Below are 24,471 nucleotides of genomic sequence, written 5' to 3'. Positions count from 1 at the left end.
GTTTAAACTTGGATAGGGTAATAAGAGAAGTAAAAAGGATTTTTACCAAGAGGATTATCATCTAATTATTGAGACAAAGGGGTGCGCAATAATAAAGGAAATCATTTAAAATAAAAGAGACCATTTTTTAAATACTGGAGGAGAAGAACCAATGGGAAAATTTCAGCAAAAGGAGATTACGGAGTTTATCGTCAGCCACAGAGAAGAGTTTCAAAACAGGCTGTTATCCGAGGCTGTAGAAGTCGCAGCTAAAATAAATGATATTTTACAGTCTGGGAATATTGATCTTTTGAAAAACGCTGAGAAGATGGTAGCGTTTGTTGTTGAGGGGAAAGATTCCGAACTTATTTCCTTTGCTGAGCAAGAAGGGATAGCTTGGGCGGAGCATGCTTTAACTCTTACTCTTAAGCTGGAGTGGGTACATGCGATTAGAAGGACGGTATGGTACTATCTGTTTGAATATGATCAACTGAATACCCATGGATTAAACATTTCAGACTACCGATCAATGATTTATGAGATGGAGAAGCAGATCAATGACGGCATCGATAAATTTCTTAATACCTTCTTCATTAGTTATTCATCTTATAAAGATGAATTGATCAGCGCTCAGCGAAAAATGGTTGAGCATTTATCTGTTCCTATCATACCGATCAGTCCTCATATAGCCGTCCTTCCTTTAATCGGTATGATTGATGTGTACCGTATGGATACCATTGAAGAAAAAATATTAACGGATATTTCAAATTTAAAAATCCGAACGTTAATTATGGATCTATCGGGCATTACAGATATGGGTATTGAAGTGATCCACCATTTTCAAAGAGTATTGAGCGGCATTTCACTGATGGGATGTGAGGCGGTCATTACCGGTTTGCGCGCAGAACTTGTCAGGAAAATGATTCACTTGGATGTATCCTTTGATGAGTATGCATCCACCAATGGTACGCTTCAGCAAACATTGAACGAATATTTTAGCACAGCGTCCGTATAAAATAAGGTGCTTCTTATGGGACTTGCCGGATTATTATTGATTTTCATGGGGAAACAGCGTGGCAAGAAGGTAAGAAAGCTGTCAAATGGGATATAACTGTAACTTAGGAGAATAAATAAAGAAGCGAGCGGAAGGAAAACCGCTCGCTTTTTCTTTATTCGTCTCGTCTTCCTCTTTTCTTCATCTTGCTGCCAAAGGTGATTTAAAGGGCAGCTCTGTTACAGAAGGAATTACATAACCGTTACAGGAATATAAAAGTATATAATCAACGATTCGATTGAGGGAGGAATGGGATGTATTTAGGAATAGCTATTCTTATATTGTTGTTGATTATTATTTTAATCCTTCGAATTGTTTCTAACTGGAATTGGAAACTTGTTTACTCTACATATGGCAGTGAAGATTACTTTAAGATCGTTGAGAAATTAAAAACAGAAGGAATAAAGTTTAAAACCGAGACTCCAAACAGAGGCTTTGATCATAACATTGACCGATTTAAGGAGAGTACACAACAATATGATATATACGTAAAAATAGATGAAGAATATTTAGCTGTTAAGGCGCTGCAAAAATGAAATGAAATATAGGAACTTCCGTTAGCGGCAGTGTTAGTGAGAGGTGTATAGTGGAGGTAAGGGAACAACTTTAAACACTAAATATAATCCAACTTGCAGAAGGGTGGATAAGTCGTGCTAGAGTTGTTAAACTTAAACACATTAATAGAAAATCAAAACGAATATACAAATTTTATCGTAAGCGAAGTCAATGACCACGCACTCCGAATAGCTGTGATAAATGGCGAATACCACTGGCATAAGCACGAAGAATGTGATGAACTATTCTATGTACTGGAAGGAGAACTTTTCATTGACCTTGAAAACAATGAAACCATTTCTTTGAAACCAGGTGAAATATTCACCATACCTGCGAACACAATGCATCGTACTCGTTCAAAGGAGAGGACAGTTAATCTATGCTTTGAAAAGGCGAGTAATGATATAACAGGTAACATCGGTTAAATCAAATGTATCGCTTAGCCTGGCAAAGAAGGAATTAGTCAGCATTATTGATAAAATGCTATCTAATGAACCCCCGGGAATATAAAAGAATAAAAAAAGCGAGCGGAATGAAAACCGGCTCGCTTTTTTGTTCAGACATTCGCATTACTTCTCTGTGTCCACTCTTATCCTCTTTGAAGGTTTGCTCTCGTTGTGGGTCCGGTCCAGTGCTGTAACCAAATACGTGTAAGCCCTTCCACTCTCTATTGTTTTGTCGGAGAACAAGTATCGTTTCTTTGGGCTGTATACCGTTGTAAGCAAGTGGGCCGGATCTTCTATGCTTCCTGATTTTTTCCCTTTAAAACGGTAGACGGCGTAAGCAGTGGCATCGCTGTGCTTATTATGCTTTTCGATCGCAAAGGAAACCTCATTATTATTAACCTGAATTCTGCGGATTTTTGGCGCTTTCGGTGTTTGATCATCAATCCAGGGCATGGGAGGTATTAAAGAAGGATATTTGTAGATATCGTTCTGTAAACGGTCGGCGATTCCAAGCGGATTTTTGCGTAGATCTTTGGCACTAAAGTGCATGCTTCCTTTAAAGTCTCCATACGTACGATTTAATTTTAACTGATTGGGCATTTCTTCCGGGTTCAGCCAGTTGGATACTCCATTCGTTATCGTATTGATTTTATAATCTGCTTGTCCTATATAGAGCTGAACGTTTTTGCCCCTGACTTCCTTTGCCCACCAATCCAGCAGCTTCGCATAATCTGCAACGGGCAGGCCAATGTTCCAATAAATTTGCGGTGCAATGTAATCAATATATCCATTGTTGATCCAAGTCCTGGTGTCTGCATACAAATCATCATAGTTCGTTTGCCCGGCTGCGGTGTCTGAACCAGTTGGATCTACGGCCTTATTGCGCCACACACCAAAGGGGCTTATGCCAAACTTGACATAGGATTTTTCTGATTTTATCGCTTCGTTCAGGTGCTTTACAAGCTGGTTCACATTGTCGCGGCGCCAATCGTCAATATTGGAGAATCGTGTTTTTCCGTATGCTTCATATGTGGATTGATCTGGAAAAGGAACTCCTGCGATTTTGTAGGGATAGAAATAGTCATCCATATGAACCGCATCAATATCATAATGTTGAACCACCTCCAAAATACCATCGATGATAAATTGCTGTGCTTCAGGGATGCCGGGATTAAAATACAGCTGCTGGCCATAAGGAACAACCCAGTCCGGATGCTGTCTGGCCGGATGGTCGGCGGGCAGTTTATTCAGGTCCGACAGGCCGGCTGTTTTGCCCAGCGGCATCGTAATACGGTACGGATTAAACCAGGCATGAAATTCCAAGTTGCGTTTATGTGCTTCTTCTACCATGAAAGAAAGGGGATCATAGCCAGGGTCTTTTCCCTGGACACCCGTTAAATACTTGGACCAAAGACCATATTGGGAAGGGTAGAAGGCGTCAGCCGTCGGTTTAATCTGCATGACAACCGCATTCATGTTCATGGCCTTTTGTTCATCAAGGAATCTAGTAAACTCTTCTTTTTGCTGTGCAATGGAAAGCCCGGGTTTGGACGGCCAGTCAATGTTGGTTACGCTGGCAATCCAGGCCGCCCGCAATTCTTGTTTGGGATAAAGTGTTTGTGCATGATGAGGGGATTTTTCAGCAAAAGCATCTTGGGGAGAAAGCAGAAGATTTCCGCCGATTAAAGCAGCTAACCATAATGAAACCGCCTTTTTCCTACATACCATCACAAAACCTCTCTTCCTTATTTTGTAATTTTTAGGAATAATTTTATTATAAAAGATTGGAGGAACCACGAACCATAGCTTTTGGTTTATTTTTCATAAAAAGTAATGGGCCTATCTTCTTAGATCATCCGCTGACTAATCGCGCAATGGATCTGCTAATAAGGCAGAGTACTAGATTGCATGCGTGTAAAACATATCTGTCGGAAGAAAATAAGGCTGGCAGGTACTATGCGGAAAAATCTTATCACAGTTCTAAAGATAGACAGCTCTCGCACCGCTTTTGTAATAAAAATGAGATGTTATTCCTTAAGAATTCCGGGTATTTTACTAGCAAAGGAGGGGTAACAATGAGCCAAACAACTACAAGCTTTAAGCCATGGGTAATAGTTGGATTAGGCACATCAGCAACTGCAGTATGGTTATCCTCTAAACACAATCGTATACGCGCCAAATGCTGGGTAAGGAATTTTACTAGAAAAGTGATGCCGGATCCATGCTACAAAACCAAAGTTTTACCTGTGGAAAAAGGCGGCCATCCGAATCCATATGACCACGAGGATTCTAAAATGGTATCAGAAGGTTCCGTCTATGGTGTCCACTATTTTAATGAAAAGAAACAGTAGGAATATCGCAGTACTTTACTATTCTAGCTTGTGACCTCTTTATATTCACAAGCTTTTTTTATTGTCAAAAGTGAGAGATGGTTACCAAGGCCATATGCATTATGTAAAGGATGAAGGTAATTATTATTTGTCACTGTGGGATCTAAAGATCGTGCTGCCATATAAGTCGGCTTTTTTTAATGAACAAAAGGGCAGGATAGTTGTGGAAAGGTGGTGAATAACAACACCATAGGAAGCAAGCTCTTAATAATACTAATAGCCATAAGGAGTGAACAATTTGAATGATAAAATTCAAAAAATAACAACCAACTTGTGGTTCAACACAGAAGCCGAAGAGGCAGCGAGGTACTACACTTCTATTTTTAGAAATTCTAAAATCGGAACAATCACCCGCTATGGAAAAGAAAGGCATAAAATTGACGGGCTAACAGAAGGGGACGTAATGACCATAAGGTTCCAATTGGAAGGGCAGGAATTCGTAGCGTTGAACGGCGGTCCGCAATTCAAATTTACAGAAGCAATATCCTTTATCGTGAATTGTGAAACGCAAGAAGAATTGGACTACTTTTGGCAAAAACTCTCAGAGGGTGGAGATGAGAAAGCACAAGTTTGTGGTTGGCTGAAAGATAGATACGGTGTATCCTGGCAAATTGTTCCTATCGCTCTAAATGATATGTTAACCGACCCCAACCCCGAAAAGTCCGAAAGAGTTATGCAGGCATTGCTGCAAATGAAAAAAATCAACATCAATGTCTTGAAGGATGTGTATGAGGAATAGAACTTTATAAACATGTGGGTTAATGAACCGGTGCCTGCCTAAGAAAGGCATTTTGAAATATACGAACATATGTTTTAAAACGTGTTTGAGATTAAAATACGTACCGAAATGAGATGGAGGAAGTATATATGTATGTAACGATTTCAGATTTCATTAAAGAATGGGATAAGGAAGCGATATTAACGCAAAAGGTTTTGGACGGTTTGACAGACGATTCATTAAAACACCGTTTATCCGGAAGGTCGTACCCTGGGAAGGATTGCGTGGCATCTCACAACAAGTATTCCAGATTATCTAGCTCATTTCGGGTTTAAGATAAATGGGGTAGAAAATTCAGAAAGCGTCCCAACGTCAGTGCTGACGCAGCAAAAGTCATTGAACAACAATGGACAGACGAATCCTTAAACCAAATACAAGAAGCATTCGGAAGACAGGAAACAAATGCTTCAATTCTGATCGGACTAATCAAGCATATCGTTCATCATCGCGGACAAGTTACAGTTCTTATGCGTCAAGCAGGAATAAAACCTTTTGGGGTTTATGGACCACCAAAAGAAGATTGGATTCATTTAGGGGTGGAAAATCCACCACTTTAATATTGAGATCAGGCTGCCAAAATTGGCAGTCTTTGTTCTTATTGAACGATCGAGCAGATGACTCCAAGGAGGAATTCTTATTTCTCTTTCCGAATAAATATAATAGAAAAATTTGGGTAGAGCGAAAACATCAATTGGAGAACAGATCGAGAAGCAGCATTTCATAACGCAATAATGGTGATTAAATAGAGGTGAGGGATTTGGTGAAAGCAGATAAATTAGCCTCCTAAATAACGTAAGCACAATTTTAGGAGGCTGATTATATGAGGTTTTATTTAATTAAAAGAGAAAACTGGTATAGAACTCAGTATTTCGAGCATTATTTAGGTCAAAAATGCACCTTTAGCTTAACAGCAAATATAGACATTACAACGTTATTAGAGCAGCTTCGAAACAAGGAAATCAAGCGATATCCCGCCTTTATCTACATGGTCAGCAGAATAGTGAACGCTCATGTAGAATTTAGAACTTCCTTTGATGATGAGGGAAATTTAGGTTATTGGGACCAAATGTTTCCGAGCTATACAATCTTCCATAGTGATAACAAATCATTCTCTTGCCTATCAACTGAGTTTTCAAATGATTTTTGTGTGTTTTATAAAAATTACAATGATGATATAAAGCAATATGCAAATGTTAAAGGACTTTTTACAAAAAACCATGTACCTAAAAATGCATTTCATATATCTGCAATCCCATGGGTCAGTTTTACTAGCTTTAACCTAAATATAAATGAGGATAACGGCTTTTTATTGCCCATCGTTACAAGTGGAAAATATTTTAATCGAGAAAATAAAACATGGTTGCCTGTAGCACTTCAAGTACATCATGCCGTATGTGATGGATATCACGCTGGTCTTTTTATAGAGGAGCTGCAACAATTAGCCAATAACTTTCATGACTGGCTGCCGTAAAGATAACCGATCCGTTTGATATAGGGTGAGTACCTTGAGATATGCACCCTCTTCTGTAAAGGGCGCTTTCCTGTCACAAGGATCAGCGCCTGGTTTTCGTATTTTTAAGGGCGTCTGTATATGACTTTAAAAGAACCCATTGTATTAAAAAGGAGACTAATCAGGATGAGCAGCCGCATAGAGAATGCTGAGTTTGACTGGGTAAAAAAAACGATTATGAGAAATTTTGAACACATGAAAATTAATCATATCGCGCCACTTGGTGAAGGCTGGAGGAGTCGTGCATTTCTAATTAATCATGAGCTTGTGTTTCGATTTCCAATGGAAAAAGAAGGAGCCATTGATACAGCAAAAGAAATAAAGGCGTTACCCAACCTGAAAAAACATATTTCCCTAAACATCCCGGAATTTATTTATTGTGGCAAACAAGCTAATGGTTTTCCTTTTGTCGGCTACAAACTATTGCCTGGAGAGCCCATGGATGAACAACTATTTCACTCATTACCATCAGAAACAAAAAACAAAATTGCCGAGCAAATCGCTGAATTTATGGATCAGAACAGTTCATTTTGTGTTGACCAGGCGAGGGAATATAATATACGGATAAAGAGCTTCTATCAACATTACTTAGAGACATTCCGTGAAGTGAAGAAAAAAGCTTTTACTCGAATCGACCAAGAAATGAAAACATATCTATCTTTTCGATTTGAAACATACCTCGAGAGTAAGAACCACTTCAGCTATACACCTAAGCTCCTTCATGCTGATTTATCGTTGGACCATTTATTATTGAATCAAAAGAGGCAAGAACTAACTGGAATCATCGATTTTGGCGACATGAAAATGGGTGATCCCGATTATGAATATTTGTATTTGCTGGAGGAGTGCGGAGAGGCATTTACAAAAAAAGTGATGGAAGTGAGAAAGGAAGAAAACGTTCAACAGAGGCTGGAAAAGCTCTCTTTTTTCCTGACAGCTGATAACGTTTTGCTATTATTGGAAGGCTTAAAAAGAAATAATAGAGAGATTGTAAACAAAGCAATAGAAATCATTCAGTGTGAAATGAAAAAGCCACATACTTAGGCATCGTGGTTAAACCTGGCTTGATGGGGCATTAAGAATCCTCTTTTTTATTAGGTTGTGTACCAGCAGTTTATTGAAAAAGTTTGCTATTTGAAAGTTATAAAAGTGTTTCAGATGTGATTCTAGTACATGTAGGGTGGCCAGGCTGCCGGAAAGCCCCTATTGAGCCTATTTCTCAGTAACTTTTTACTTATCTTTGCATATATTAATGTACTCCTATTGAAACTTACTTATAAAACCCGTTCATATATGATCGGGTTCCTTTGTGTTTAGGTGAACAGGAGAATAGAAAAAAACCTGAACTTTCATTCAGGCAGGTTTAATTTATAATTAGGATGCGTTTGATGCAATTAAAGTAAGGACTACTGTCAATACGTTTGTCATCGTTTGAACCGCAATAGCAGCTTGTTCAGTTTCTGCTTCTACTCGAACGGGCCGGCATGCTCTTGATAAGAACCTCTCAGTAGTAAAGGGAGGGGTTGTTATTGATGTGAGTGACATGCAAAAAGTGCTCTTGGATAAAAGAAAGGCCATTGCAACCGTAGAAACAGGAATTCATGTAGGTCCGCTTGTAAAAGGATTAGCGCGACAAGGGTTTATGGCTCCGTTTGGAGACAGTCCAACCGTCAGAATCGGAGGAATTACGATGGGCGGTGGATTTGGAGTGCTCTCACGTTCGATTGGTCTTATAGCTTCAGCTGTCATATTTTTACTGAAAAATAGTGGTATAAAAAGAAGGCCAGCTTGCCCTCAGCACATTGTTAGTGTGATGTTTATCCTCTGTTTACCTCCTGTTTATCGGCGCTTCCTATACTATAAAAAATGGCAGTAATGGGTCATTTTAGGATGACTATCACTGACCGAGGAGTAGATGGGTAACGAGGGATGGATTAATTGAACCTTTATCAATTTTTTTTGAGGGAGGTAACCGTTGGTGAAAGTAGAAAAAGAGCAAAAAAGAGCAGCATACGCAGCCTGTATTTGGATGATTATTTTTGGAGCAGCTCATATTTACTCCGCTTTCGGAGGATACTATGCAGTTTCGAGCGATCCAGGGACTCACCACGCTGATTCACTTGAATGGATGGCAAACATTGTAGTTACTATGATGTGCATTGCCGGTATTTTTGTATCACTCGCAGCAGTTCGAGCGTGGGGCAGGACAGTACCAAGGTGGACTGTCTCAATCCCAGCTTGGTCGGGGTGTATACTCCTTGTCCTACGGGGTGGCGGTGGTGCTATCGACCAGATTTTTCGATTAACCGGAATCCTTCCATATGGTTTCTTCGGGAGTGCAGAATCACAGTATGTAACTTGGGCAGGTCGAATTTTTGATGCCTATGTGATGATTGGTGCTATTCTTTTTGTGATGACAACTCGGCTTTACCTGTACAAAGTGAATCCGCTCAACGATTTCTAAATACGGATGCGTCCTCCAGGATCCAGGATCATGCTGCCCAATCTGGCAGCTTTTCTTTTTTAACTTATGGGGCAGGTTATTTCTAAATATTTATATCGTTTTCCTGCCAAATCGACCAATGGGAATATACAAATTTCTTCTTTAGTAACCCTCAGCAGCTCTTTTAGAGTTTCCAAATGAAATTGGTGATCTAACCGGTCAGCATACGTAAAAAGGAAATGTGCGGAAAGAAGAATATCAAATTCTGCATCTTCAAACGGCAAAGAAGGCAAAGCAGCAGGAACATATCGCTCTCTGGAGTCTTTCATATCTTTGGAACAGTCATCTAAGGCGTTTAAACGATGTTTTCTAAGATCTTCCATATCCTTGAAATAACTCCATACGTAGTTGCTCTTGACTGTCTCCATATGCTCCAAAGCATGGCCGATATCCAAATGGCCTTTGTTTGTTAAGTCCTCATCAGAAAAATAATACGTAATATCACAAGCTGTAACGTCTAAACCTGTTTTGTTGCCGACCGCCGTAAAAGAACATGCTCCCGCTGGGCAATCAAGTATTTTCTTTCCCTTCAGTGCTTCTACAGAAAGAGAAAACATATCCAAATACTCCTCAAAGGTTCTTCCGATAAAAACAATTCTCTCCAGATCTAACTTTTTAAACTGCTCGACACTGCTCAACTGAACTCACCTCAATATCAAGAATTAAAATAAATAATATCACAATACCAGGAACAAACACTTATGAAATTTTTTTCTTTTTTGAACAAGTAAGTTGAATGTCACTGCATAACATGTTACTATTAGGTCACTTAATACAGGTGACCCTTTGTTCACATGTTTAATTCGACTGAAAGGATTGTTGGAATGGATGAGAAGCTTTCTACTGTATTTAAAGCCTTGGGACACCCGATCCGAAGGCACATACTGGATCTTCTGAAGCAATCGCCGAAAACTACGGGTGAACTTATCGAATATTTTCCCGATGTGACGCGCTACGCCATCATGAAGCATTTAAGGATTCTGGAGGAAGGGAATCTGGTGCTGGTTCGGCGTGAAGGCAAATATAAAAGAAACTTTCTCAATGCAGTGCCGCTGCAAGAAGTGCATAACCGCTGGGTAGGTAAATATATGGAGACAACGGCCAGCTCATTGTTAAACCTGCAGTCGCTTGCAGAACAAAAAGGAGGAAATGAAACGATGGCAAACACTAAGGATTTTCATATTGAACAAGAGATCTTCATCAATGCAACTAGGGCAGAGGTTTTTCACGCATTAACAGAAAAAGCAGGGGATTGGTGGGAGTTCCGCATTGCGCCAAAGGGGGTATCTTCCCATTTTACATTTGATCCAGTGCCGGGAGGGCTCTTTATGGAAAAATGGGGGGATAATGAGGGGGCAGTCTGGGGCAATGTTTATTATGTAAATGCTCCGGAAGAAATTCGTCTGTACGGACATCTTGGCATGCGCGGAGCTGTAAACAGTGCCTATACGTACCGTCTTGTCGAGAAAGATGGAGGAACCTTGCTTCAACTTTCCCATTCCGCATCTGGACTGCTGGAAGAGCAATGGGAACAAGAGCACGCGAAAGGATGGGAGTATCTTCTCGGAACCCTTCTGAAAAATTACGTTGAAAATAAATAGTTTCCTTAAAAATCGGAGGGAGCAAGGATAGTAGATTTAAAGAAAATAAAGGGCATTCTTGAAAAAGGAAACTAATTAATTAAACATTTGTTTAAATAGAAGAAGGAAAGAAGACCCCCAGACAGCATTCCAAGAATCGCATGGGGGAAATTTTGTTGAAGAGAATGGCAGTATCAAGATGCCGGTATCGGTTTAAGCCCATCATGCCCTGGTGGACGGCGTTCATACTGGAAAGTACTTTAGCAGGCTGCAGGGCTGGCTGGATGATCCGGATACTATACTGATTAAAGAGTAAACGCCTCCTATTCGGAGGCGTTTACTCTTTAATTAATGTAGGGAGATGCTTCTCTATAAATAAAGGCTACATGCTTTATGCTTGCTTTTACTTTGGAAGCGGCTTCTAAAACGGTTGAGGTATATCTGGCTTCCAGCCATTCCTGCTGGATTGGATCATCAACAAGCAGTATGAGGGTATTACCCTCAATGTTACGGGCAATGACCGTACTGAACCATGTCTCGAAGTTGGGACCGCTTATTTTTTCCTTAATCTCTTTCAAAATTTCATCCCACAAGATTTGAGCGTCCATTTACACTACTCTCCTTTACCTCAACTGATCAATTTAATCTTATCATACTTTGGGAACGGTATTTCCAAAGAAAGGGCTTGTTATACAGAAAATGCAGAAAATGAAACAAAGACCAGAAGCCCGCACAGGGGCTCTGCCCTTTTATTAGTTGAGATTCGTGTTCTCCCCAAATCGATTCCAATCGTGGTCATTATACCCTCTCCTTAGGTTAATCTTCTTAGACAACATTTGTTTTCAACGTGACTATTATTTAATTTGGGTCCTGCAAATTTAAACAAAATATGGAAAAACGTACAATGGCCTATTAAACTTTTTTAAACGTTCGTTTCATAGAAAGCCCGTCCAGACGTTTCAACCTGTGAAAAGATAAAATGGGTGACGGTTTGGGCATAGGGGTTTACGTGTTCAATAAATTCTTCTGCTTTCGCGAATGTCGGGAACTGCAGCTTCAGCATAAAACACGCATTGCCGGCAATACGGTAGCAGAACTCCACGTTCGGCAGCCTCTCGATAAAGTGTTTGAAGGACCTGTAGTCCCCGTTTTTAATGGTGGCTTCCACCATGCATTGGATCGGCTGCCCCAGCTTTTCATAATCTACTTCCACCGTATACTTTTTAATGATGCCGAACGATTCCATTCTTCTTACGCGCTCTGTGACAGAGGGTGAAGAGAGGTTAACCCTTCTGCCAAGCTCACTCATCGATAAGCGGCTGTTCTTGCTCAGTTCATCTATGATTCTTCTATCCATATCGTCAATTTTCATTTCTTAAAGAAATCCTCCTAAACTCATTTTCTTCTTAAAGTAATCGGGGAAAGTACATTCCCCATTTAATGGGAAGCAACCAGGAGCTTTGCTATCCTAAATGTACAAGGAGGTTAGAATAATGGCAAGGATACAGGAATCGAATTTCGGGGCTACCCCGTTTCAAAAACTGTTAGGGCATAACCCGGAGATAATGGACTCATGGAGCCGTTTAGGGGAGGTTTTGGGGAAGGATGTGAGGCTTTCCTCCGAGCTGAAAGAGCAGGTGAGAAGGGCATTAGCCCAGGAAAATGGCTGTGAGTACTGCAAAGCAAAAGGAAAGCCTGAACCGCATCTATTTGATGAGAAAACATCGATTGCCATCGGTTTTACCGAGGTGTTCCTGAAGACGAAAGGAGATCTGCCGGATTCCATTTTCAATGTCTTGAGAGAATCATTCTCTGATGAAGAGATCAGTGAGCTTTGTGCGTTCATGGCGTTTACAACCGCTTCCCAATATTTTGGAGCGATGATGAAATTGGAAGCTTAAAATGTAAACTCTCAATCGAAAAGGTAAACCCCTTCATCATGTCGAACTAGCAAATGGAAAGATCTTAAATTAGAGGGGATGAATATACAGTTTTCGATTGTTGAACTTTATGAAAAATGCGGATTTGTTAAGCAAATGGCAATAACGGAAGAACCGATGTCTTTGCGATGATCAAATCCGTATAGTGCAAGGATAAGAGTTGCTTCGGCAGCTCTTTTTCTTCATGTTATACTGTTAAAAAAAGGAGTGGTGACATGATATTGGAAGCGGTTATGCTGCAGGTGAAGCAAGGCATGGAGGAGGAATATGAAGAAGCGTTTCGTCAGGCCTCAACGATCATTTCGTCTATGAAAGGCTACATTTCACACGAACTGCAGCGCTGCATGGAAGTTAATGGCAAATATTTATTGCTGGTGAAGTGGGAAACATTAGAGGATCATACCGTTGGATTCAGGCAATCGAGTGAGTATCAAGAATGGAAGCATCAGCTGCACGATTTCTATGATCCCTTTCCAACCGTTGAACATTTTGAAAACGTGCCTTTAGAAGAGATGGGCTGATCCGTATGGAATATGCGATAACACTTGAAGTCAATGGATTAACACTGCGCGGGATGGCTCATAAGCCAGTATCAGACGGTCCTGTAAAAGTGCCCGTGGCTATTCTGTTTCACGGATTTACTGGATCGAAAATGGATGACCACTTCTTATGGGTGCGCTTTTCCCGTGAGCTGGCAAAACAGGGAATTGGCTGTGTGAGGTTTGACTTTTCCGGTTCAGGAGAAAGTGACGGTTCTTTTTCAGAGATGACATTTAGCGGCGAGGTACATGAGGGCAGGGAGATCGTGAATTTCGTAAAAGAAATGGACTGGGCAGATCCAGAAAGAATGATGTTAGTGGGGCACAGTATGGGCGGTGCAGTTGCTGTCCAAGTAGCGAAAGAAATTCCAGATAACATACATAAAGTGTGCTTATGGGCGCCAGCCGGCAACATGAATAAGCTGGCCGCTTCTTACTTTGAAAAGTACCCCAAGCTTCCGAATGGGAATGTTGATTTAGACGGACTTGAGCTGGGCCGCGCATTTTATGAAGACTTAAAGGGCCGCGATCTCTATCACGATATCACAGCATATACGAATCCGGTCATGATCATCCATGGAACAGATGACCAGACGGTTCCGCATGAATACGGACAAAGGTATTACGATGCTTATTTAAACAACGATCGCGTGATTCATTTAATGGAGGATGTTAACCATGTATTCTCCAGGTTAAGCTGGATCGAGGAGCTATTTGGTCACAGTATTCGATTTCTGAAAAAATAGAGCTTTCTAAACAGGATTTATAGAACTGAAGGTGGAAAAGTTGAACGCTAAGGCTTTCATTATGGCATTCATTACGATTATCATTTGGGGATCAACATTTGCGGCGATCCGAGCGGGTCTGCATGGCGGCTATTCGGCGGGCCACTTAGTTCTCACCCGTTACTTCATCGCATCCAGTGTTTTTATCCTTTACGCCTTGTGGCCGGGGGTGAAATTTCGGCTGCCGAAAAAAGAAGACCTTTTTAGGCTTCTTCTGCTTGGATGGATCGGCATCAGCATTTATCATATCGGAGTAACATTTGGTGAGCAGACCATTTCCGCAGGAACAGCCGGCATGCTGATTGGAGCAGCACCTGTCTTTACAGCGCTGATCGCAGTTTTTGTGCTTAAAGAGCGGTTGGGGAGGTTCGGATGGATCGGCCTTGGCATCGGCTTGGCGGGAGTGGTATTGATCACACTGGGGAGTGCAGGCCCGTCCCTGACCATTTCCAGAGGAGCCCTTTTAGTTTTGATGGCTGCTGTAGCCACGTCTGTCTTTTTTGTTTATCAAAAACCGTTCTTTCAGCGGTATACCCCCATTGAATTAACGGCGTATATGACGTGGGCAGGTACGATTCCATTTTTCTGGTTCTCTCCGGGACTCTTTGATTCGATACAGCACGCCACCATGGAGGCTCATCTTTGTGCGATTTATGCAGGAGTCTTTCCGGCAGCCATTGCTTATGTCACGTGGGCGATCGCTCTTTCATCAGGTAATGCCAGCTCTGTGGCCAGCATGATCTACTTGGAACCGGCTGTCGCGATATTGACAGCGTGGATCTGGCTGAACGAGTGGCCGAGCACCCTTTCGCTTATCGGCGGATTAGTTGCAATATCGGGTGTTCTTGTTGTTAATGTCCTGGATAAGAAGCCATTGAAAGTGAAAAAGAAGACAGCATGATGTGGAATTATGGGTGGAGGTGATGATGTGATACTGATCAGTGCTTGCTTAGCTGGTTTAGAGGTAAGGTATAATGGCACCCATTGTCTTAATACAAAAATCAGGAAACTAATAGAAGAGAATAAGGCCGTAACTATATGTCCCGAGTTGCTTGGCGGTCTTCCAACACCGAGAGAACCAGCAGAAATAGTTGGCGGGCATGGAGAACACGTTCTTGATGGTAAAGCGAGGGTGCATGAGAAATCAGGAAGAGACGTTACAGAACTGTACATAAAAGGAGCAAATGCTGCGCTTGAAAAAGCCAGAGAGCTGAAAGCTGATACGGTCGTCCTCAAGGAGTTCAGTCCTTCCTGTGGAAGCAGGTTCATCTATAACGGTGAATTTAAAGGAACAAAAATAGCGGGAAATGGTGTGACAGCAGCACTTCTGCAAAGAAACGGCATTCAAGTGCTGTCAGAAGATGACTTTCTTAACCGGATCCAATCATTTGATTATTAGGCTCTTCTCGTATAATCTTACTCTTAACGATTACTTAAAGTAAGTTTTCTCAAACAATAAGAGGTTAAGGGAGGAATTCAATTGAGTCAAATTTCTAAGCTTGTTGAACCTGTAACCATTGGTGCATGGAACTTAAGAACAAGAACAGCAATGGCGCCTATGACACGGGCGTTTGCCGATGACAAAACCGGTGTGGTTAATGATCAAATCGTAGAATATTACCGAAAGCGGGCTCAGGATGGAATCGGACTCATCATTACAGAAGGTGTTGTGATCTCACCTCGAGCAAAGGGGAATCCTGGCGTACCTGGGCTATACACTCAAGAACAGATCGATGGCTGGAAAAAAGTCACCGACGCGGTACACGCTGAAGGCGGAACGATCATTGCACAAATATGGCATGTCGGCCGGGCAAGCCACCATGAAATAGCAGGAGGGCTTCCTCCACAGGCGCCATCTGCTATTGCTGCTGAAGGAAAAGTGTCACGGTTCGGTAAACCTTTCGATGTTCCTGAAGAAATGAGCGAGGAAGAAATTGCAGAAGTCGTGAATCAATACGCACAAGCTGCAAAAAATGCGATGGAAGCTGGCTTTGACGGCGTCGAAATCCATGGTGCACACGGTTACTTAATCGACCAGTTTAACTCGGACGTTTCAAATAAAAGGACGGATCGGTACGGCGGTGATTTGAAACAGCGTCTTACGTTTATGAAAGAAGTTCTAAAAGCAGTCATTGATGCTGTCGGAGCAGACCGTACCCTTATTCGTTTCTCGGCTCTTAAGATTGATCAGCCTACATACATGTGGGAAGACCCTGAAGCTGCCATTCAAACATTTATTGATGCTTTTAAAGAAACAGGCGTTCAAATGATTCACCCTTCTACCATGGAATTTACCAAACCCATCGCCAGAGGATTAACGTTGCATGAATTGGTACGCAGCCACTGGGATGGAGTTATCGTTGGTGTAGGTGGACTTGATGCAAATACAGCAGAAGTTGCATTGAAAAAAGGTACAATTGATGTGGCCGCCATTGGCCGGCCGCTGATTGCCAATCCGGATTATCTGGCGCGTATTAAACAGGATCAGCCACTTGTCGAGTATGAAGCCCAAAAACATTTAATTCAATTAGTGTAATAGAAACGAAATGACCAGCTGCCTCGAAAAAGGCAGTACCTATTTCTTTCATTTAATTTGCTTTAATTTCTATTTTCTGTTATTCTAAAAAAGAATTATTTTTGTTCGGTGTAAAACTAGAATAACTATTTTACTTTTCATCTGATGATCTTGATGATCACTTTGGGCAAGGATAGTAACACATTGTGTGTTTAACACACTAGGAGGCAACATATATGGAGCAAGGTACAGTTAAATGGTTTAATGCAGAAAAAGGTTTTGGATTTATCGAGCGTGAAGGTGGAGACGACGTATTCGTTCATTTCTCTGCTATCCAAACTGATGGTTTCAAATCATTAGATGAAGGTCAAAAAGTTACTTTTGATGTTGAGCAAGGTGCTCGTGGAGCTCAAGCTGCCAATGTTCAAAAAGCATAATTAGCTCTTCTCTATTTAACAGGTCCTTCTTACAAGGATCTGTTTTTTTGTTTTCTAAAAAAAGTGCAATGAAAAAACCCGCTCAACGCAAGAGCGGGTAAATGGCACAAGTAAAGTGATGCTCGTTTAAATGGTTTAACTAAGTATAGCATAGTGACAGGAGATATCCTAATTTTAAAATGGGAAATTTAGTTACCGTATGCAGGGAGATTTAATTCCTTAGCTAAAATTGCAGTAAGAAGCAGGGTCCATTATGAGTTTTATTAAAGGGAATTTATTAAATATAGAGAAATTTGCATGGATATTAATAAACTTGCAATTCCTGAAGCCATCTTTGGACAGGGGCGATACGACAGGGAAAAGGGTGAGGTGGATTAAATGTTTAATTGGCCATATCAAAGAAATCATTCGACATCCTGTGAAATCTTTCTATGGAGAAAGTGTCAAGGAAACAAAAATAATGAAATATGGTTTGTATGGAGACCGCAGCCACGCTTTTTTGGATGAAACACGAAAAGGAAAGTTTTTGACGATCACACAATTCCCAGAAATGGTCCGATATAAAGCGAGGTTTGCCGGAGAAGAGTCAATCGATCGGTATCCTAAAGTCGAAATAGTGACGCCTGAGGGCCCCATTTTTCATTGGGGAGATAAAGAACTAACGAAAGAAATAGAAAGTAAATCGAAACGGAAAATCTCCCTTGTTTCATACACACCTTCGGCTGTTCCACTAGGGGCCATTGAAGAAGAACATATTCAACTGATTACGGATGCTTCACTAGATCAATTAAAAGAAAATGGGGTAACACAGAACTTGATTATCGACGTTTTCGTCCTAATTTATATATATCCCTACAAGAAAAGATACCGTTTATTGAAGAGACATGGTTTGGCAAACGGCTAAGGATAGGAAAAGAAGTGGAAATTCAAGTAAAAAGGCATTGTGAAAGGTGTATGATTATTACCATTCACCCAGAAAAGCAGAGAGAGATTCCACTTTACTTAAAACGGTTGTTCAAGAAAGAAACAATCATTTTGGCGTTTATGCTGCGGTCATAAAAACGGGGGAACTGCACAACGGTGATGAGGTCCACCTTCTGGAATGAATATGGAGTTGCGTATGCAGCTCTTTTTTTTGTTTACCTCATTTAAAAAAAATGATTGAAGGGGCTTGAAGCTCACACAGTGTCAGGTTGTATAGTAAGGTTGCCGGCAAAAACAATTCGTACGAAATGAGGGGTTGAGCCTGTATAATAAAAACTGGAAGGTTGGAGAATTAGCTAAACAAACCGGACTTACGGTACGCATGCTACATCATTACGATAAGATTGGACTATTTTCTCCTTCAAAATATTCAGATTCGGGTCACAGGCTTTATACAGAATCAGATATCGTAAGGCTTCAGCAAATCATGTCACTTAAGTAGTTAGGATTTGCGTTGGAGGAGATTAAGGAGATCATGGACAATCGAAATTTCAATCCGGTTGAACTGATCAAAGTACAGTTGAATGATGTGAAAAAGAGTATTCGGCTGCAAGAACTGTTATGCAGCCGTTTCAGAAAGTATATGAATTGCTTATTAGTCAGCAAGAAGTAACGCATGAACAATTTATAAATTTAATAGAGGTGATTAACTTGAATAAAGATAAATACTTTACAAAAGAACAGCAGGAAAAGATGTTCAAACAGCTTGGACTGGAGAAACGAAAGGAGTATGTGATTGAATGGGCTGAAATCACTGCAAAAATCCGTGTGGAATATGAGAAGGGGACACCGCCGGAAAACGTGGATGTCACACATTTGGCCAAACAATGGAATGAATTCCTCGATAAGCTGAGTTTTGGAGATCCCGAGATTTCCAAGGCCGCTGAAAGGTATTACAGAGAGAACCCACAAATCGGAGAGAAATTTGGAATAGGTCAACAGCTGTCTGACTACATCAAGAAGGCCATCTCACACCTTAAATGATTCTCAAACCAAACCGTATGCCAAATAGTGCATACGGTTTTTTTAGTTGTTTTTAGCACCTCAACTTACAAACATAGTTATTTCTCCTTAAGAATAAACTTTAGAAGTCAGTTATACACACGGCAATCAAAAGGCGTTATAACTTTGTGAGGCGGTCGAGAGGAGGCATGTCATTTGAACAGACAGTTAACGACAGAACAGATGCTTTTCTATATTAGAAATGGACTTGGTCTATCGCAGGTCCAAAAAAAAATAGTGGTTGTTGGGGCAGGGATGTCGGGATTGGTTGCAGCTTCCTTATTAAAGGATGCTGGTCATGACGTAACGTTACTGGAAGCTACCGCGAGGGTTGGGGGCCGTGTATACACGATGCGAAGCCCCTTCGTTGATAATATGTATCTTGATGTTGGAGCTATGCGGATTCCCCATGATCACTATTTGGTCCTAGAATATATAAAAAAATTTCAATTGCGCGTTAACTCGTTCTTAAATACGACTCCCAATGACCTGATCTATGCAAATGGTATAAAAACCAATAAGGTGGCATATGAGAGAAATCCAGACATGCTAAATTACCCTGTTGCTCCGCATGAGAAAGGGAAGACAGCTGAAAAATTATTAATGACAGCGATTAAACCGGTTGCTGACTTTATCCTTAAAGACCCCATTAAGAATTGGAAACAAGTCGTAAGAGACTTTGACAAGTATCCCATGTCTTTTTTTTTGCAATATAATCCTGTAGGGATGAGCTTATCTCCAGGCGCAATTGAAAGCATTAAAGTACTCCTTGGTCTTGAGGGATTTCCTGAACTTTCGTTTCCGGCCATCCTCAGAGAACTATTGCCTCTCTTTAGCGCCGGTGTCAAATTTTACGAAGTAGTCGGTGGGAATGACCTGCTTCCTAAGGCTTTTTTACCTCAATTAAAAGAAAACCTCTTTTTAGGATATCAAATGACAAAAATTGAACAGCACAATAGTGAAGTAACCATTCATTCCAGACATACACAAAGTCAAAAGCCTTTAACAGTTACAGGGGATGTAGCCATTATCACCATTCCGTTTTCAGTGTTATCCTTTGTGGAGACTCAGCCTGCTTTTTCACATCACAAAAGGAAAGCGATTCGGGAGCTTCATTACGTTTCCTCAACGAAAATCGGTCTGCAATTTAAAGAGCGATTCTGGGAAAAGGAAGGGATAAGAGGCGGGAAATTGATGACGGACTTACCGATCAGGTTTGCTTATTATCCCAGCCATTTAATCGGTTCAACCGGATCAGGCATCATTTTAGCCAGCTATACATGGGAAGATGATACATTGTCATGGGATAACTTGCCCGAAGGTGACCGAATCCGAAATGCATTAGACAATTTATCTTTAATCCATGGCAATCAAATATATTCAAGATTTCTAACAGGCGCTTCTCATAGCTGGTCACAATATCAGTTTTCAGGGGGGGCTTTTTCTATGTTTAAGCCTGGGCAGGAGACCGACTTATTTCCAGTTATCCCCACGCCTGAAGGAAGGGTCCATTTTGCTGGCGAACATACTTCAACAGCCCCAGCCTGGATAGAAGGGGCGATTCAATCCGGAATACGGGTTGCACATGAAGTTACCAATCTGCCAAGATCAAAGCCGTAAGCCAGAACGGAACTAGCTGCCCTCCGAGGCGGCTTTTCTTATGATCATCGGGCAGATTAATTAGAGAAACGGAATCATAAATTATACATTTTAAAAATTATTGCATAAAAAACAATTTAAAGTGAGATGTTATGGAAAAAGGAGGTGAATACATAATGGCAAATCGTAGTGGTGGGAATCGTAATCAGGTTTTGGTACCAGGTGCACAACAAGCACTAGATCAAATGAAATATGAAATTGCTACTGAGTTTGGTGTTCAACTAGGAGCTGACACAGCTTCTCGTGCGAACGGTTCAGTAGGTGGTGAGATCACAAAACGACTTGTTGCTCAAGCACAATCGCAACTATCTGGAGGCTTTGGAACTCGCTAATTGATCAATAATGCATAAGTTTTACATTCTTAATCAAAACATAATGGATCAGGCTGCCTAACCAATAGGCAGTCTTTTCGTATTGTCCGCTGAATGTAGCCGCCTGTTAAAACAACAATGGATAACAACACCTGCCTATAGCAGTTATCCCCATATCATTCAGCATAAACAAAAGGACAACGATGTATCCGTTTTTTCTTGTTAAATAAATGTAAATATTATCAGAACTAGCGTTGAATATAAACTTAAATAATTAAATAGTGTTATATGAAGCTGCTGTATAGGCATCGTGGTGATGGGAGTTGAAAACAGTGGAGGAGCGGCTAGAAAAATTAAAGAATGTATCGCCCGGAACACGTTTCATCGCTTTTTTGTGGGACTATGTTATTATTCTGAGTTATTTCTTTCTGCTGTTCGGGGTATCTTTTTTTGCACGTCCATTGCTCATTCCGCTGTTCAGTGAAAACGCCTTGACTGCGGAAATGACCGGATTCCTATTCATTACGCTGCCCGTATATCTGTATTTGGCCATAGGTGAGGGGACGAGATTTCATGCAACTTGGGGAAAACGAAAAATGGGGAAGGGATGATGGAAATTGCCAACAACGAAGAAAGAAAGTTTTTATTTTGCTAATGATGTGCTTGGGTATGGTCGTATTCATGACATTTTATAATTTAGTTATCAATGGCATCATTGGCAAAGTACCGTTCAAAGCCATTCTTATCCAGCTTTAGATGGGTTTTTTTATTGCCTTCCTGCTGGAGTTATTTATTGTCGGTCCAGCGGCACATAAAATAGCTTTGTCTTTGCCGTATGACAAATCAAAGAAGCTCTTTGTTATACTATCCCTTTCATTTTTTATGGTGGTTGGAATGGTTCTTTTTATGTCTCTTTGGGGACCGCCTGTTTTTATAATGGCCCGGGTGAAGAATCATTACTTAAAAGTTACTTTTCCATTGCTTTAAAAAATTTCATATTTGCTTTCCCTCTCCAGCTTTTCATTATGGGACCTTTTGTTCGGTATGTGTTTACTAAGCTCGTTAAAGGTCAAAGAATGACGGAACAACCGGTTAGATAAATGAATAACCTCTCCCTTTCATATTTCTCAGAGTAAACTTCCTGTATAAGATAGGGATCCAAGATGGGTATTACAAGGGGGAGGAATCCAGTTGTCCTTACTCGATTTTCACTTTTATACGGTCATGTGCATTGTACCCATATCCTTTTTTGTTCCAAAATGGATCAAATGGTTGAACATTGCCATAAGTGTCAGTGGCTTTTGATCGTATGGCGTATTCACCATCGTTTGCTGCGTTCCATTTATAATTCCAAGAAACCCATGCATATTTTTGGGGGATCGCATCTAATTGGCAAGGTTCCCAAGTGTGTCCCTCATCAAAGCTTATTTCTACCTTTTCTATACTTCCTTTACCTGTCCAGGCGATTCCCTTTATTTCATATATGCCTTTATGCAGCAATTGCATTTCACGGGGAAACTGGATAGTGGAATTTACATTAATGTTTGTAACAGGAAATTTCCCTTTTTCATTTTCTTTATTGGGATAATAGATATAATCCTTGGCTTGAAAAGGTCCTTTAAAAGCCCTGTCGATCACAGTGATCTTTTTGATCCATTTAACGGACGCCATGCCATACCAACCTGGAACAATTAGCCTCAAAGGGAAACCATGCTTAAAGGGTATGGGGCGACTATTATATTGATAGGCAATGATTGTATCTGGATCAAGAGCTATCTCTATAGGCAGACTTCTTGAAAAATGAACAATCCGGTTAGAATCAGGCCTTTCTCCAAAGTCATGACCCTCAAAAACAATTTCCTTAGCCGTATTAAGAAGTCCCGTATGCTGTAATAATATTCTTAAAGAAACCCCTTTCCAAATTCCTTGACTTATTGCTCCTTTACCCCACTGCTCCCCAAAAACTTTAGGTTGAAATAATCCCCGTTTATTACCGGAGCATTCCAATACAGCTTTTACGTTCTTTGAAGGAAAAGAGTAAATATCCTGGAGAGAAAATGCCTTTGAAGTATGAACAAGCCCCTCGACTGTAAGGAAATAGAAAGTAAAGTTTGGATAAGTAAAGTGATTCCTTCTATAGAAAAGCTTAGGGTGGACAATATCATTATTTGAAAATTGTATAGGAGTTTCTTGATTTTCCGGCACTAATGATTTTGTAGTTAAGTATGGTTTAACATCGATTTGACCGAAATCCTGCATATAGATCCCCTCTTTACAATGAAATAGATATTAAAGCATATGTGAGTCGCGCATTTTCTATTTCCATCAGCCTTTTATCCAAATAACGAGCATTTTATCGATACAACTAAAAAAGGATGCTCTGGGCATCCTTTGGCTGGTCAATGTTTCGCGAATTCAAGTAAGTGTTTTTTTACCACTCGATATGCTGCTGGGTAGGGTTTGGATCGTTTTCGAGTATATACTTTTGTAGTTCGGGAAGATCATCGGTATTGATTAAGTCTACATCCGCCTTCATGAGCTCATCCCATACAGCTTTACGATTTGGAAGGTCGAGATCAGGTGTCGCCCAAAATCTGACCATCTGTCCGTTGTTGTGTGCAGTTTTTACGATACGATTCAGCTTGTCTCGTTCTTCTGAAGGCATTTCACCTTCACCTTGCCATGTAAAATGTTTCGTCCAGTTATCGCTGATTACGGGCATGAATTCATTGGAAGCAGGTGTTCCTAGATCACTCATTCTGCCATCATAAGCTGCATAACGAACGGCTTGGTTCTCCATCAAATCTCTTGGACGATTTCCTGAAATAATTATGGTTACCGCACTTTCGTTTACGCCAACCTTTGAAAATTTCGTGAGCATTTTTTGATAATCAGCAAGCTGTTGATGAATTTTTTTATAAGTGGCCACGTCTTCAGATTTAATATCAATCCATAGCAAGAAATCCTGATCCGAACCTTTGTATACTGATCCTTGGTTTTGAGTAACTTTTCGTTTGAGTGGTTCTAAATATAAAGATTTTAACGTCCGTTCTGGTTTGACATCGACCTCATCATGAGCCACAAGTAATTTTCCATCCTTTAGCCATACATCTGCTTCTACACTAGTAAAGCCATGGCCGAGTGCGTCATAAAGCGGCCTTTCATGTTCATAGTCGTTATGCGCATGGGCTTTGGCAAGGGGCACAATCTTAGAATCATTTGGCTCAGTTTCTGCAAAAACTGGTATGGCTGCAATGGACATCGTTATAGCTGTTATGGCCACCGACACCATTAATCTCAATCGTTTCATATTTTTCCTCCCCACTTCAATTTCACTACCATTCTAGCTCATAATCATGACGAAAAAATGAAATCAATAGAAACTTAACAAAAAATCAAGATTCATTTGTTCAATACTAATTCAACTCCCTCGGTAACTAAGGAATATCTCTTAAATACTCATGAATTCGCAGGATTTCATCCCTTTTTTTTCAAGGGACTGAC

At 40.6% G+C, this 24,471-nt stretch carries 28 protein-coding genes and 5 pseudogenes; 27 read left to right on the top strand and 6 right to left on the bottom strand.

Features of this window, described 5'->3' with window-relative positions; translation table 11 throughout:
• Positions 1–151 precede the first annotated feature (151 nt).
• The 3 genes from ABHN01_RS05490 to ABHN01_RS05480 all read left to right on the top strand — a co-directional run bounded on the left by ABHN01_RS05490 (position 152) and on the right by ABHN01_RS05480 (position 2,013).
• Positions 152–994 (top strand): STAS domain-containing protein, encoded by an 843-nt coding sequence (locus ABHN01_RS05490; protein WP_429874719.1) that lies wholly within the window; start codon positions 152–154, stop codon positions 992–994.
• A gap of 293 nt (positions 995–1,287) precedes the next feature.
• Entirely contained in the window at positions 1,288–1,569 is a 282-nt protein-coding gene (locus ABHN01_RS05485) for a hypothetical protein (RefSeq protein WP_429874718.1), read from the top strand.
• Between the two features lie 114 nt (positions 1,570–1,683).
• Positions 1,684–2,013 carry a cupin domain-containing protein gene (locus ABHN01_RS05480; RefSeq protein ID WP_429874717.1) on the top strand — a complete coding sequence of 110 codons (330 nt, stop codon included), beginning with the start codon at positions 1,684–1,686 and terminating at the stop codon, positions 2,011–2,013.
• A gap of 144 nt (positions 2,014–2,157) precedes the next feature.
• On the opposite strand, the gene ABHN01_RS05475 is transcribed toward ABHN01_RS05480, so the two are convergent.
• A complete protein-coding gene (locus ABHN01_RS05475) occupies positions 2,158–3,762 on the bottom strand; it encodes a family 10 glycosylhydrolase (protein ID WP_429874812.1) in 1,605 nt (534 codons plus the stop codon).
• A gap of 347 nt (positions 3,763–4,109) precedes the next feature.
• Between ABHN01_RS05475 and ABHN01_RS05470 the strand changes: the two genes are divergently transcribed.
• From ABHN01_RS05470 to ABHN01_RS05440, 7 genes and pseudogenes are all read left to right on the top strand, one after another.
• The gene (locus ABHN01_RS05470; RefSeq protein ID WP_290401089.1) at positions 4,110–4,385 is read left to right on the top strand and encodes a hypothetical protein; all 276 of its coding nucleotides are present in this window, start codon (positions 4,110–4,112) and stop codon (positions 4,383–4,385) included.
• Between the two features lie 277 nt (positions 4,386–4,662).
• Positions 4,663–5,163 carry a VOC family protein gene (locus ABHN01_RS05465; RefSeq protein WP_290401090.1) on the top strand — a complete coding sequence of 167 codons (501 nt, stop codon included), beginning with the start codon at positions 4,663–4,665 and terminating at the stop codon, positions 5,161–5,163.
• Between the two features lie 128 nt (positions 5,164–5,291).
• Positions 5,292–5,759: pseudogene (locus ABHN01_RS05460) on the top strand (DinB family protein).
• 263 nt (positions 5,760–6,022) lie between these two features.
• The gene (gene catA, locus ABHN01_RS05455; protein ID WP_429874716.1) at positions 6,023–6,673 is read left to right on the top strand and encodes a type A chloramphenicol O-acetyltransferase; all 651 of its coding nucleotides are present in this window, start codon (positions 6,023–6,025) and stop codon (positions 6,671–6,673) included.
• A 165-nt stretch (positions 6,674–6,838) separates the two neighbouring features.
• A complete protein-coding gene (locus ABHN01_RS05450) occupies positions 6,839–7,756 on the top strand; it encodes a phosphotransferase (protein WP_429874715.1) in 918 nt (305 codons plus the stop codon).
• A 427-nt stretch (positions 7,757–8,183) separates the two neighbouring features.
• Positions 8,184–8,468 (top strand): annotated as a pseudogene (locus ABHN01_RS05445) (FAD-binding protein); the annotation flags it as partial.
• 222 nt (positions 8,469–8,690) lie between these two features.
• Positions 8,691–9,176, top strand: coding sequence for a DUF3995 domain-containing protein (locus ABHN01_RS05440; RefSeq protein WP_429874714.1), 486 nt, complete (start codon positions 8,691–8,693; stop codon positions 9,174–9,176).
• Positions 9,177–9,235: 59 nt separating this feature from the next.
• On the opposite strand, the gene ABHN01_RS05435 is transcribed toward ABHN01_RS05440, so the two are convergent.
• Positions 9,236–9,853, bottom strand: coding sequence for an SAM-dependent methyltransferase (locus ABHN01_RS05435; RefSeq protein WP_429874713.1), 618 nt, complete (start codon positions 9,851–9,853; stop codon positions 9,236–9,238).
• A gap of 156 nt (positions 9,854–10,009) precedes the next feature.
• Here ABHN01_RS05435 and ABHN01_RS05430 point away from each other — a divergent pair, with 156 nt between their 5' ends.
• Positions 10,010–10,816 (top strand): helix-turn-helix domain-containing protein, encoded by an 807-nt coding sequence (locus ABHN01_RS05430; protein ID WP_429874712.1) that lies wholly within the window; start codon positions 10,010–10,012, stop codon positions 10,814–10,816.
• A gap of 323 nt (positions 10,817–11,139) precedes the next feature.
• On the opposite strand, the gene ABHN01_RS05425 is transcribed toward ABHN01_RS05430, so the two are convergent.
• Together ABHN01_RS05425 and ABHN01_RS05420 are read right to left on the bottom strand one after the other, a co-directional pair.
• Complete coding sequence (locus tag ABHN01_RS05425) at positions 11,140–11,403, bottom strand: DnaA N-terminal domain-containing protein (RefSeq protein WP_290401096.1); 264 nt, start codon at positions 11,401–11,403, stop codon at positions 11,140–11,142.
• 314 nt (positions 11,404–11,717) lie between these two features.
• On the bottom strand, positions 11,718–12,167 hold the full coding sequence (locus tag ABHN01_RS05420; protein ID WP_429874711.1) for an Lrp/AsnC family transcriptional regulator: 450 nt from the start codon (positions 12,165–12,167) through the stop codon (positions 11,718–11,720).
• 121 nt (positions 12,168–12,288) lie between these two features.
• Here ABHN01_RS05420 and ABHN01_RS05415 point away from each other — a divergent pair, with 121 nt between their 5' ends.
• From ABHN01_RS05415 to ABHN01_RS05340, 16 genes and pseudogenes are all read left to right on the top strand, one after another.
• The gene (locus tag ABHN01_RS05415; protein ID WP_429874710.1) at positions 12,289–12,696 is read left to right on the top strand and encodes a carboxymuconolactone decarboxylase family protein; all 408 of its coding nucleotides are present in this window, start codon (positions 12,289–12,291) and stop codon (positions 12,694–12,696) included.
• A gap of 254 nt (positions 12,697–12,950) precedes the next feature.
• A complete protein-coding gene (locus tag ABHN01_RS05410; protein ID WP_429874709.1) occupies positions 12,951–13,256 on the top strand; it encodes an antibiotic biosynthesis monooxygenase family protein in 306 nt (101 codons plus the stop codon).
• Positions 13,257–13,261: 5 nt separating this feature from the next.
• Positions 13,262–14,020, top strand: coding sequence for an alpha/beta hydrolase family protein (locus ABHN01_RS05405; RefSeq protein ID WP_429874708.1), 759 nt, complete (start codon positions 13,262–13,264; stop codon positions 14,018–14,020).
• A gap of 31 nt (positions 14,021–14,051) precedes the next feature.
• Positions 14,052–14,960 (top strand): DMT family transporter, encoded by a 909-nt coding sequence (locus ABHN01_RS05400; protein ID WP_429874707.1) that lies wholly within the window; start codon positions 14,052–14,054, stop codon positions 14,958–14,960.
• A 27-nt stretch (positions 14,961–14,987) separates the two neighbouring features.
• Positions 14,988–15,458 (top strand): DUF523 domain-containing protein, encoded by a 471-nt coding sequence (locus ABHN01_RS05395; RefSeq protein ID WP_429874706.1) that lies wholly within the window; start codon positions 14,988–14,990, stop codon positions 15,456–15,458.
• Between the two features lie 96 nt (positions 15,459–15,554).
• A pseudogene (locus tag ABHN01_RS05390) lies at positions 15,555–16,595 on the top strand (alkene reductase); the annotation flags it as partial.
• Positions 16,596–16,810: 215 nt separating this feature from the next.
• Positions 16,811–17,011 carry a cold shock protein CspC gene (gene cspC, locus ABHN01_RS05385; protein WP_290401103.1) on the top strand — a complete coding sequence of 67 codons (201 nt, stop codon included), beginning with the start codon at positions 16,811–16,813 and terminating at the stop codon, positions 17,009–17,011.
• Positions 17,012–17,264: 253 nt separating this feature from the next.
• Positions 17,265–17,915 (top strand): MOSC N-terminal beta barrel domain-containing protein, encoded by a 651-nt coding sequence (locus ABHN01_RS05380; protein ID WP_429874705.1) that lies wholly within the window; start codon positions 17,265–17,267, stop codon positions 17,913–17,915.
• A pseudogene (locus ABHN01_RS05375) lies at positions 17,798–18,117 on the top strand (MOSC domain-containing protein). Before ABHN01_RS05380 ends, ABHN01_RS05375 begins: the two are co-directional and overlap by 118 nt.
• Positions 18,118–18,317: 200 nt before the next feature.
• On the top strand, positions 18,318–18,437 hold the full coding sequence (locus tag ABHN01_RS05370; protein ID WP_429874811.1) for a MerR family transcriptional regulator: 120 nt from the start codon (positions 18,318–18,320) through the stop codon (positions 18,435–18,437).
• A 33-nt stretch (positions 18,438–18,470) separates the two neighbouring features.
• On the top strand, positions 18,471–18,608 hold the full coding sequence (locus tag ABHN01_RS05365) for a hypothetical protein (RefSeq protein WP_429874704.1): 138 nt from the start codon (positions 18,471–18,473) through the stop codon (positions 18,606–18,608).
• 38 nt (positions 18,609–18,646) lie between these two features.
• Positions 18,647–18,979 (top strand): TipAS antibiotic-recognition domain-containing protein, encoded by a 333-nt coding sequence (locus ABHN01_RS05360; protein WP_429874703.1) that lies wholly within the window; start codon positions 18,647–18,649, stop codon positions 18,977–18,979.
• A gap of 174 nt (positions 18,980–19,153) precedes the next feature.
• Positions 19,154–20,617: a flavin monoamine oxidase family protein gene (locus ABHN01_RS05355; RefSeq protein ID WP_429874702.1), complete on the top strand. Its 1,464-nt coding sequence runs from the start codon at positions 19,154–19,156 to the stop codon at positions 20,615–20,617.
• 155 nt (positions 20,618–20,772) lie between these two features.
• Positions 20,773–20,988 carry an alpha/beta-type small acid-soluble spore protein gene (locus tag ABHN01_RS05350; RefSeq protein ID WP_290401106.1) on the top strand — a complete coding sequence of 72 codons (216 nt, stop codon included), beginning with the start codon at positions 20,773–20,775 and terminating at the stop codon, positions 20,986–20,988.
• Between the two features lie 311 nt (positions 20,989–21,299).
• Positions 21,300–21,578 carry an RDD family protein gene (locus ABHN01_RS05345; RefSeq protein WP_429874701.1) on the top strand — a complete coding sequence of 93 codons (279 nt, stop codon included), beginning with the start codon at positions 21,300–21,302 and terminating at the stop codon, positions 21,576–21,578.
• A gap of 6 nt (positions 21,579–21,584) precedes the next feature.
• Positions 21,585–22,067: pseudogene (locus ABHN01_RS05340) on the top strand (hypothetical protein).
• Positions 22,068–22,164: 97 nt separating this feature from the next.
• Here the strand turns inward: ABHN01_RS05340 and ABHN01_RS05335 are convergent.
• On the bottom strand, positions 22,165–23,226 hold the full coding sequence (locus ABHN01_RS05335; protein WP_429874700.1) for a sulfite oxidase: 1,062 nt from the start codon (positions 23,224–23,226) through the stop codon (positions 22,165–22,167).
• Between the two features lie 172 nt (positions 23,227–23,398).
• Positions 23,399–24,277, bottom strand: coding sequence for a phosphatidylinositol-specific phospholipase C/glycerophosphodiester phosphodiesterase family protein (locus ABHN01_RS05330; RefSeq protein WP_429874699.1), 879 nt, complete (start codon positions 24,275–24,277; stop codon positions 23,399–23,401).
• Positions 24,278–24,471: the final 194 nt, after the last annotated feature.

Source organism: Fictibacillus sp. NRS-1165, assembly GCF_050468105.1.
Classification (GTDB): Bacteria; Bacillota; Bacilli; order Bacillales; family Fictibacillaceae; genus Fictibacillus_C; species Fictibacillus_C terrinigri.
This window is presented reverse-complemented; position numbering and strand designations above follow the sequence as displayed.